This window comes from Rathayibacter sp. VKM Ac-2857, from assembly GCF_013205025.1.
GTDB lineage: Bacteria > Actinomycetota > Actinomycetes > Actinomycetales > Microbacteriaceae > Rathayibacter.
The window spans coordinates 175690-184845 of record NZ_JABMLE010000004.1; the positions used below are offsets into that span (position 1 = coordinate 175690).

The following is a 9156-nucleotide window of genomic DNA, read 5'->3' on the forward strand; positions in this document are numbered from 1 at the left end:
CCCGGAGGCGCCTCCTACCCTGAGGGCATGCCTCTGCGCGGAACCCGACCCCCGTCCGTCCTGCTCCGGCGCGTCCTCGGGGTGCCGCGGGTGATCCGCCGCGCCGACGCCCGCGCCGCCCGGCGGCTGAACGCGCGCCGTCCGGTGCCGCTAATGGACGGCGCGCTGGTGGGCCTGTCGCGCGCCGCGGATCACGGGGTGCTCTGGTTCGGGCTCGGGGCGCTGCTCCTGCTCGCCGGGCGGCCCCGGGAGGCGGCGCGCGGAGCGGCCTCGCTGGCCGTCGCGAGCGCCGCGGCGAACCTCGTGGGCAAGCAGCTCTTCGGCGGGGTCCGTCCGCTCGTCGTCGACGTGCCGGTGGGGCGGCGCCTCGCGCGCGTGCCCACCTCGCCCAGCTTCCCCTCCGGCCACGCCGCGAGCGCCGCCGCCTTCGCCGCCGGTGTCGCGCTGGAGGATCCGCGGGTCGGGCTGGCCGTCGCGCCGCTCGCCGCGGCCGTCGCGTTCTCGCGCCTGCACGTCGGGGTGCACTGGCTCTCGGACGTGGTCGGCGGAGCGACGCTCGGGGCGGCGGTCGCGGGTCTCGGCCGGGTGCTGGTGCCGGCGCGACCGCGGCACGTGCCGGTCTCGGAGCGCGCGAGCCGGCCGCCGGTCGACGTGCGGCCGCTCGGCGACGGGGCGGAGCTGCTGGTGGTGCTGAACCCGAGCGCGGGGCGCGACTCGCACCGGCCGGATCCGGAGCCGCTGATCCTGCAGCGCTTCCCCGCGGCGCGGGTGCACCGGCTGGCCGAGAGTGAGGAGCTGGCCGAGGTCGTGCGGGCGGCGCGCGCCGGCGAGGCTCCTCCCGAGGTGCTGGGTGTCTACGGCGGCGACGGCACGATGGCGGTCGGTGCCGGGCTCGCCCGGGCCGAGGGGATGACGCTGCTGGTGCTGCCGGGCGGGACGATGAACCACTTCGCCAAGGCGCTGGGCCTGATCACGATCGAGGACGCGCTCGAGGCGGCGGCGCACGGCGAGCGCCGCGACGTCGACGTGGCCGAGGTGACGGCTGGGGACGCCGAGCCGGTGACCGTGCTGAACACGGTGTCGATCGGGCTGTATCCGGAGTTCGTCGCCGCGCGGGAGAAGCGCGAGAAGGTGATCGGCAAGCCGCTGGCCGCCGTCCTGGCCGCCTTCGAGGTGGTGCGCTCGACGGATCCGTTCGAGTTGCGGCGCGACGGGCGGACCGAGCTGGTCTGGTCGTACTTCGTCGGGGTGAACCGGGAGCACCCGCGCACCGCGACCCCGCTCGCCCGCCGACGCCTCGACGACGGGCACCTCGACATCCGCGTCCTGCACTCCGGCCGGACCCCGCGGACCCGCGGTGCGGTGTCGCTGGCGCTCGGTCGGGGCGCGACGCCGGTGGTCGGGCGCGTGCCCGGCTGGCGGGCCCCGGTCGTCGAGTCGACCAGCACGCCGGAGGTCGTGGTCGGCGCGCGCCGGCCGGCCGGTGTCGACCCGGAGTGGGCGCACGACGGCGAGAGCGAGGTGTTCGACGGAGAGCCCGCGGGCTTCCACGAGGCGAGCGTGCGGGTCGTGCCGCTGGGGCTGCGGGTCTACTCCGCGGCGGACGAGCGCGATAGCGGCGAGGACGCTGCCCGGAAGTAAAGCCCCCGGCGGATGTCCGCCGGACCGGCCGGGCGCCGGGGATCGCGTGTCACTCTGGGACGGAGCCGGCCGGGCTCTCCTGCAGCCGGCCGCTCCTCTGCAGAAGGAGTCCGCCGTGCGACGCATCCACTACGCCGAGGGGAGCGTCCTCACCGGGGACGCCATCGCCGCGGCGGTGCTCGAGTACGCCCGGATGCTCGCCTCGACGGCGACCGCCGCCACCGTCGAGATCCCCGTCCGCCGCGACGGGGACGTGATCCCGGCTCGGCTGCTGCTCGGCCCGTCGAGTCAGATGCTCGTCGAGGACGAGCCCGGCGAGCCCGGCGAGCCCGGGGACGCCGCCGAGGTCGTGGACGAGGCGCTGGTCGCGGACCTGCTCGACCGCGCCCGCCGGCTCAGCCGCCCGGTGCCGATGGCGACCGACGACGATCTGACGGTGCCGCTGGACCTGCTCGACTACTGAGGAGGCCGCGGCTCCGCCCGCACGCTGCGCTCCAGATCGTCGAGTGCGGCCACCTGGCCGGCCGTGATCTCCTCGCGCGCCCGGTCGAGCGGGAGCCACTCCGCCCTCTCGATCTCCGGGTAGGCGCGGACGACGCCGGAGCCGCGCGGCCACTCCAGCTCGAAGGTGTTGCTGGCGACGAAGGCGACCTCGTCGGCGCACTCGGCGGCGAAGACGGTCACGGTCTTCCCGGAGCGCTGGCGGTACGCGCCGAGCAGGGCGTAGTCGAGCGCGGGGGCCGGAATGCCGATCTCCTCCTCGAACTCGCGCCGGGCCGCGTCGAGCGGTGTCTCCTCGGCCGTGTGGAGGCCCTTCGGGATCGACCAGGCCCGCGGCCGGCGGGTCCACAGCGGTCCGCCCATCCGGCCGAGGAACACCTCGCGCTCGCCGTTCCGCAGCCGGTGCAGGAGGATCCCTGCGCTCGTGGGGCCGGTCATCGCTGCGATCCGCTCATCCCGCCATCCTGCCGCGTCGCCGGGCCGCCGTGGAAGGATCGAGGGGCCGACCCGCGATCCGCCCGGAGTGACCCCCATGAGCAGTACCGAGACCCGCAGCACCGAGACCAGCACCGAGGCAAGCGCTGCGACCAGCACCGAGACCGCCGGCGAGACGCTCGTCGTCCGGCGGCTGCGCGAGGCGCTCGGCGACGCGGTGACGACCGAGGGGCCGGACTTCGAGGCCGCGCACACCGACAAGTCCGGCTGGACGGCCGGCGGACGCGCTCTCGCGCTGGTCCGCGCGCGCTCGGTCGCCGACGTGCAGGCGACGCTCCGGCTCGCCACCGAGCACCGGGTGCCGGTCGTGCCGCGGGGTGCGGGGACGGGGCTGGCCGCAGGAGCCGTCGGCCGGGAGGGCGCGATCGTGCTCTCGACGGCGGCGATGAACCGGATCCTCGAGATCTCGCTCGAGGACGAGCTCGCGGTCGTCGAGCCCGGCGTGCTCAATCAGGCGCTGTCCGACTCCGTGGCCGCCGACGGGCTGATCTTCTCGCCCGACCCGGCGAGCAAGGCGATCTCGAGCATCGGCGGCAACATCGCCACCAATGCGGGCGGGCTGCTCTGTGCGAAGTACGGGGTCACCCGCGAGGCCGTGCTCGGGCTCGCCGTCGTGCTGGCCGACGGGCGCCTGGTGCGGACGGGGCGGCGCAGCGTGAAGGGCGTCGCCGGCTACGACCTCACGGCGCTGCTGACCGGCTCGGAGGGGACGCTCGGCGTGATCGTCGAGGCGACCGTGAAGCTCCGGCCGATCCCCACGGGCCGGGTGGTCACGATCGGCGCGTACTTCCCGAGCGTCGTCGCCGCGGCGGCCGCCTCGGCGGCGATCACGGCGGCCCGGCTGCGCCCGGCGGTGATGGAGCTGATGGACGAGGCGGCGCTCGCCGCGATCGGCCGCTACACCGGCGCGGCCCTCGACCGCGGCGCCGCCTACCTGCTCGTGCAGACCGACGGCGGGGGAGCGGAGGAGGAGGCGCGGCGGATCCTCGCGATCGTCGCCGAGGCGGGCGGGGACGCCGAGTCGACGGACGACCCCGTGGCCGGCGAGGCGCTGCTCGCGGTGCGTCGGGCGTTCCACCCCGCGCTCGAGGCCGAGGGCGAGGTGCTGATCGAGGACGTCTGCGTGCCGCGCTCGGCGCTGCCCGCGATGTTCGCCGCGATCCGCGGGATCGAGGAGCGCACCGGGCTGAGCATCCCGACGGTCGCCCACGCGGGCGACGGCAATCTGCACCCGAACTTCGTCGTGCCGCCGGGCTCGGACGGGGTCGGCGAGGAGGTGTGGGCGGCGGCGGGCGAGCTGTTCCGCACCGCGCTGGCGCTCGGCGGCACTCTCACTGGCGAGCACGGGGTGGGGCTGCTGAAGCGGCGCTGGCTCGCGGAGGAGCTCGGCGAGGACTCGATGGCGCTGCAGCGCGGGATCAAGGCGGTCTTCGATCCGCTGGGGATCATGAACCCGGGGGCGGTGTACTGAGCGCTTCCGGCCGGGCTCAGAGGAGTTCTTCGGCGAGCAGCCAGGCCGTCAGCACGATCGTGGCGGCCGACATCAGCCAGTAGAGGATCGTCTCGCGCCATGAGCCGGCCGAGCCGAGGACGGGGACCGCGGCGTAGCCGCCGGAGGTCCAGAGCCGGCGCAGCACCGGCGTGCGGCGCACCCAGCGGGGCGAGCGGATCCGGAGCGGCCAGAGCCAGTTGATCCCCTCGGTGGTGAGGGCGTCGCCGGCGACGTGGACGAGGTAGCCGAGTGTCGCGGCGACCTGCAGCCAGGCCCAGGTGCCGTCGGCGAGGGTGACCAGGAGCACGGTCACGACGAGCGCCCCGGCCCAGGCGATGGGCCAGGACGGCGCAGCCTTGACCGCCTTCGCGGCGAAGGCGAGGGCCGGCAGGGTGAGCACGGCGGCCAGCGAGACGGGTCCGACGAGCGGCACCGGGAAGCGCAGGGCGACGAGGAGCGGGATCAGGTACCAGACGACGGCGACGGCGAGCAGCGAGTGCATCCCGTGCCGGTGGCCGCCGCTGATGCGGCCGGCGGTCGCGGTGAGGAGCGAGGCGCCGGGGGCGGAGCGCGAGATCGTGGCGCGGGCATGGTCGGCGTCGGGGACGAGGGCCCAGCCGGCGGCGACGCCGAGGCCGACCAGCCGGAGGTCGAGCGGGAGGCCGGCGAGACCGAGCGGCGCGGCGAGGGCCGGGACGGTCGTGACGACGGACCAGGCGAGCGCGCCGGAGACGGCGTGGGAGCGACCCATCACGAGAGTGCCTCCGCGGGGTGGAGATGCGGAAGGTGGAGGGGGAGGGATGTGGTGGGCGATACCGGACTCGAACCGATGACCTCTTCCGTGTGAAGGAAGCGCGCTACCAACTGCGCCAATCGCCCTGACGGCCGTCTTGTGGACGACCCGAGAAACGATCGTAGCGGATCCGCGGTGCTCCAGCGCACCACGGCGGGCGCGCCACGCCCGGGTGAACAGCGGGTTGCGGGGCGGTTTCGCGCGGAAAGACGCGGGTCAGGCGTCGCGGTGCGCGAATCGGGGCGCCGTCGATTTGGAAGTTCGCGCGGCGTTCGGATACAGTCTTCTAGGTCGAGCCGGGCAGCGAAAGCGCCGGAGAGACAGGCAGAACACAACAGGCAAGACAGCACGACAACACATCATGCGGATGTGGCGCAGTGGTAGCGCATCACCTTGCCAAGGTGAGGGTCGCGAGTTCGAATCTCGTCATCCGCTCGAAGAACCGGCCCCCGGGCCGGTGTTTCACCTGGTCGGCCCCGGGAGCTCACGCTCCGAGGGGCCGCCGACACCGAATCCCGTACACGGTGGATTGGCCGAGAGGCGAGGCAGCGGCCTGCAAAGCCGTATACACGGGTTCGAATCCCGTATCCACCTCGATCGTTCACCGAACGAGGCGCTCCTCCGGGAGCAGCGGGCGATTGGCGCAGCGGTAGCGCGCTTCCCTGACACGGAAGAGGTCACTGGTTCGATCCCAGTATCGCCCACCACGACGACACCCCCGGTCCCGGCCGGGGGTTCGTGCGTTAACGGCCCGCTCGACGTCCTCGGCTGCCCGCTCGACGTCCTCGGCTGGGCGGTCTAGCCTCGCAGGGTGTCAGCCTCGATCGCCGTCGGCCACGGCACCGTCCTCCGCCTGATCAGCCGCGAGGACGGGCCCGCGCTCGCGAGCGCGTACCGGCGCAACCGGCTCCGGCTCGCGCCGTGGGAGCCGACGAGGTCGGCGCGGTTCTTCGAGGCCGGCGGGCAGACCGATGCGATCGCCGACGCCCTGCACGCGCACCGGACCGGGGCGCTTCTCCCGCTGGTCCTCGAGTGCGGCGACGAGCTCGTCGGGCGGGTCACGCTCTCGAACGTGGTGCACGGCGCCTTCGACAGCGCGGACCTCGGCTACTGGGTCGACGCCGAGCTCGAGGGACGCGGGGTGATGACCCGGGCGGTCGGCGCCACGCTGGGCCTCGCCCGCGACGAGCTCCGGCTGCACCGGGTGCAGGCGGGCACGCTGCTGCACAACGTCGGCTCGCAGACGGTGCTCGCGCGCAACGGCTTCGAGCGGATCGGCGTGGCCCGCCGCTACCTGCGGATCGCGGGAGAGTGGCAGGACCACGTGCTCTTCCAGGTGCTGCTCGAGGACGCCGCGTCGACACCGCTCGTGCCGCCGCAGGCCCCGCCGATCCGGCTCGTCTAGGGTGAGCGCGCCGACGCTCGCTCGGCGCGGCGAGGCGGAGGGACGACGGACGATGAGGCGCACGATCGGCGGACGCGGGTTCGACTTCGAGCGGGAGGTCGCGGTGATGGCGGTCGTGAACCGCACGCCGGACTCCTTCTACGACAAAGGCTCCACCTTCGCGCTCGACCGGGCCGTCGAGGCAGCGGTGCGAGCGGCCGAGCAGGGCGCCGACTGGGTCGACATCGGCGGAGTGCCGTTCGGCCGCGGACCGGCCGTCTCGCTCCAGGAGGAGCTGGACCGGGTGGTGCCGGTGGTCGCGGGGATCCACGAGCGCAGCGACGTGGTGATCTCCGTCGACACGACGCGCGCCGAGGTGGCCCGCGCGAGCATCGCCGAGGGCGCCTCCGTCGTCAACGACACCAGCGGGCTGCACGATCCGGGGATGCTCGCGGTGCTCGCGGGCTCCTCCGCCCAGCTCGTCGTCACGCACAGCGTGGGCGCGCCGCGAAGTGAGCCGGCGGCGCCGCAGTACGACGACGTCGTGGCGGAGGTGATCGAGCACCTGCGCGTGCGGGTGGAGCGCGCGCGGGCGGCGGGGATCCCCGACGACCGGCTGATCGTCGATCCCGGGCACGACCTCAACAAGAACACCCTGCACACGCTCGAGCTGACGCGCCGGCTGGGGGAGCTGTCGGTCCTCGGGCTGCCCGTGCTCGCGGCGGTGTCGAACAAGGACTTCATCGGCGAGACCCTGGACCGGCCGCAGGGCGAGCGGCTGGAGGGCTCGCTGGCGGCGGCGGTGATCTGCATCCTGAACGGGGCGCGGATCGTGCGGATGCACGACGTGCGGCAGGCGGTGGACGCGGTGCGGCTGACGGAGGCGGTGCTGGGCTGGCGGGCACCGGCGTATCTGCGGCACAACGTGGCGCCGGGCGACGTAGCGGTCGGCGCGTGAGCGCGGCGATCGACCGGCTGCGGCCGGTGCCGGCTCAGGACCTCTCCGACGAGCAGCTGCTCGCGGCCTACGCGGACGGCGCGGGCGAGGCGTGGCTGCGGGTGAACTTCGTCTCGAGCATCGACGGCGCGGTGACGCGCGAGGGCGTCTCGGGGGCGCTGGGCGATGAGGCGGACCTGCGGGTCTTCGACCTGCTGCGGCGACTGGCCGACGTGGTGCTCGTCGCGGCCGGGACGGTGCGGACCGAGGGCTACGGGCCGATGGTGCTCGGCGACGAGCCCGCGGCGGCGCGGGCGGCGGCGGGGCAGCCTCCGCATCCGGTGTTCGCGATCGTCTCGGGGTCGCTGGACCTCGATCCCGCGTCGCGGATCTTCACGGAGGCGCCGGTGCGGCCGATCGTGGTGACGACCGGGGCGTCGCCGGAGCGGCGGCGTGCGGAGCTGGCAGAGGTGGCCGACGTGCTGATCTGCGGCGAGGACGCGCTGGACGCGGGGCGGATGCGCGCGGAGCTCGCCGCGCGCGGGCTCGGCCGGATCCACTGCGAGGGCGGGCCGGGTCTGCTCGGCACGCTGCTCGCCGCGGACGCCGTCGACGAGCTGTGCCTGACGATCAGCCCGTCGCTCGAGTCGGGCGACGCCGGCCGCATCGCCCGCGGCCCTGCGACCCCGCGCGACCTGCGCCTGGCGCACGTGCTCGCCGCCGGCGACACCCTCCTCCTCCGCTACCTGCGCTGACCTGCGCTGATCCCCGCCGCGAGATGCCACTTGTGCACGCGACACGCCGAGGATTGCGTGCACAAGTGGCATCTCGCGGGAGGGTGGACGGGTGAGTGGGCCGGATCTGAGCAGGCAGACGTCGATGGTCGGGGTGCGGGTGCCTGAGGTCGCGGTGGTGCTCAACGGCGGAGTGGCGCCGGAGCTGGTGTGGCGGAACGCGCTGGACGGGCTGACGTTCCGAGTGCGGGACGGATATCTGAAGTGGAATCCGCGGGCGAGCGGCGTCGACCTCGGGCGGGAGGCGGTGCGGCTGGAGTGGCTCGCGGGGCGGCATCCGGTGCCGCGCATCCTCGAGCGCGGGGAGGACGCGGAGGCGCAGTGGCTGCTGACGGCGCCCCTCGACGGCGCGAGTGCTGTCGCTCCAGAGTGGGTCGCGCGGCCGGAGGAGGCGGTGCGGGCGATCGCGGCGGGGCTGCGGGCGGTCCACGCGCTGCCCGTGGCCGAGGTGCCCGCGGCGCTGCGCGGTGACTCGTGGTTCGATCGGCGACCCGTCGTGCTCGGGGTGGCTCCGGCCCTCGACGATGCCGTCGTGGTGCACGGGGACGCCTGCGCGCCGAACACGCTGATCGGTGCTGACGGTCTCTGGAGCGCGAGCGTCGACGTGGGGGATCTCGGGGTGGGCGACCGCTGGGCGGATCTCGCGGTCGCGGCGGTCAGCCTCGGCTGGAACTACGGCGAGGGCTGGGGGCCGCTCCTGCTCCGCGAGTACGGGATCGAGCCGGACGAGGAGCGGGCTCGGTACTACCGGGAGCTGTGGGGGCGCGAGTCCTGACCCGTGTGCCGGCCGGCGCGCCGGACCGTGCCGGCCGCCAGCGAGCTCGGCGGGCGGCCCACTCATGCTGATCGAGTAGCCCGCGGAGCGGGCGTATCGAGATCCACCAGCGCCGGAGGACGAGTCTGCAGACCTGGCGTGCTGGGGACGGGGGGTCTCGATACGCCCCTGCGGGGCTACTCGACCAGCATGTCTGCGGGCGTCTCTTCGAAGGAGATCCACCGGCGCCGGAGGACGAGTCTGCAGACCTGGCGTGCTGGGGACGGTGGGTCTCGATACGCCCCTGCGGGGCTACTCGACCAGCATGTCTGCGGGCGTCTCTTCGAAGGAGATCCACCGGCGCC

The 9156-nt window shown here is 74.5% G+C and carries 9 protein-coding genes and 4 tRNA genes; 10 read left to right on the forward strand and 3 right to left on the reverse strand.

Annotated features, from left to right (window positions below):
- Positions 1-27 precede the first annotated feature (27 nt).
- Complete coding sequence (locus tag HQQ86_RS17705) at positions 28-1641, forward strand: bifunctional phosphatase PAP2/diacylglycerol kinase family protein (RefSeq protein WP_254072210.1); 1614 nt, start codon at positions 28-30, stop codon at positions 1639-1641.
- 115 nt (positions 1642-1756) lie between these two features.
- Entirely contained in the window at positions 1757-2104 is a 348-nt protein-coding gene (locus tag HQQ86_RS17710; RefSeq protein ID WP_173289615.1) for a hypothetical protein, read from the forward strand.
- Here HQQ86_RS17710 and HQQ86_RS17715 read toward each other — a convergent pair.
- Entirely contained in the window at positions 2098-2580 is a 483-nt protein-coding gene (locus HQQ86_RS17715; protein ID WP_173289617.1) for an NUDIX domain-containing protein, read from the reverse strand. The two genes, HQQ86_RS17710 and HQQ86_RS17715, sit on opposite strands and share 7 nt — an antisense overlap.
- Positions 2581-2674: 94 nt before the next feature.
- Here HQQ86_RS17715 and HQQ86_RS17720 point away from each other — a divergent pair, with 94 nt between their 5' ends.
- Positions 2675-4108: an FAD-binding oxidoreductase gene (locus tag HQQ86_RS17720; protein WP_173289619.1), complete on the forward strand. Its 1434-nt coding sequence runs from the start codon at positions 2675-2677 to the stop codon at positions 4106-4108.
- A gap of 16 nt (positions 4109-4124) precedes the next feature.
- Here HQQ86_RS17720 and HQQ86_RS17725 read toward each other — a convergent pair whose 3' ends face one another.
- Together HQQ86_RS17725 and HQQ86_RS17730 are read right to left on the reverse strand one after the other, a co-directional pair.
- Positions 4125-4880, reverse strand: a complete 756-nt coding sequence (locus HQQ86_RS17725) for a metal-dependent hydrolase (protein WP_254072242.1) — start codon at positions 4878-4880, stop codon at positions 4125-4127.
- Between the two features lie 52 nt (positions 4881-4932).
- Positions 4933-5008: transfer RNA gene (locus HQQ86_RS17730), tRNA-Val, on the reverse strand.
- Positions 5009-5285: 277 nt separating this feature from the next.
- Here HQQ86_RS17730 and HQQ86_RS17735 point away from each other — a divergent pair.
- From HQQ86_RS17735 to HQQ86_RS17765, 7 genes are all read left to right on the forward strand, one after another.
- Positions 5286-5357: transfer RNA gene (locus HQQ86_RS17735), tRNA-Gly, on the forward strand.
- Positions 5358-5445: 88 nt separating this feature from the next.
- Positions 5446-5516, forward strand: a tRNA-Cys gene (locus HQQ86_RS17740).
- Between the two features lie 38 nt (positions 5517-5554).
- Positions 5555-5629, forward strand: a tRNA-Val gene (locus HQQ86_RS17745).
- Between the two features lie 104 nt (positions 5630-5733).
- Positions 5734-6327 carry a GNAT family N-acetyltransferase gene (locus tag HQQ86_RS17750; protein WP_173289623.1) on the forward strand — a complete coding sequence of 198 codons (594 nt, stop codon included), beginning with the start codon at positions 5734-5736 and terminating at the stop codon, positions 6325-6327.
- Between the two features lie 52 nt (positions 6328-6379).
- Positions 6380-7264 (forward strand): dihydropteroate synthase, encoded by an 885-nt coding sequence (gene folP / locus HQQ86_RS17755; protein WP_173289625.1) that lies wholly within the window; start codon positions 6380-6382, stop codon positions 7262-7264.
- Entirely contained in the window at positions 7261-7998 is a 738-nt protein-coding gene (locus tag HQQ86_RS17760) for a pyrimidine reductase family protein (RefSeq protein WP_367948716.1), read from the forward strand. The genes folP and HQQ86_RS17760 overlap by 4 nt, the downstream gene beginning before the upstream one ends.
- A gap of 139 nt (positions 7999-8137) precedes the next feature.
- The gene (locus HQQ86_RS17765; RefSeq protein ID WP_216845649.1) at positions 8138-8812 is read left to right on the forward strand and encodes a phosphotransferase; all 675 of its coding nucleotides are present in this window, start codon (positions 8138-8140) and stop codon (positions 8810-8812) included.
- Positions 8813-9156 lie beyond the last annotated feature (344 nt).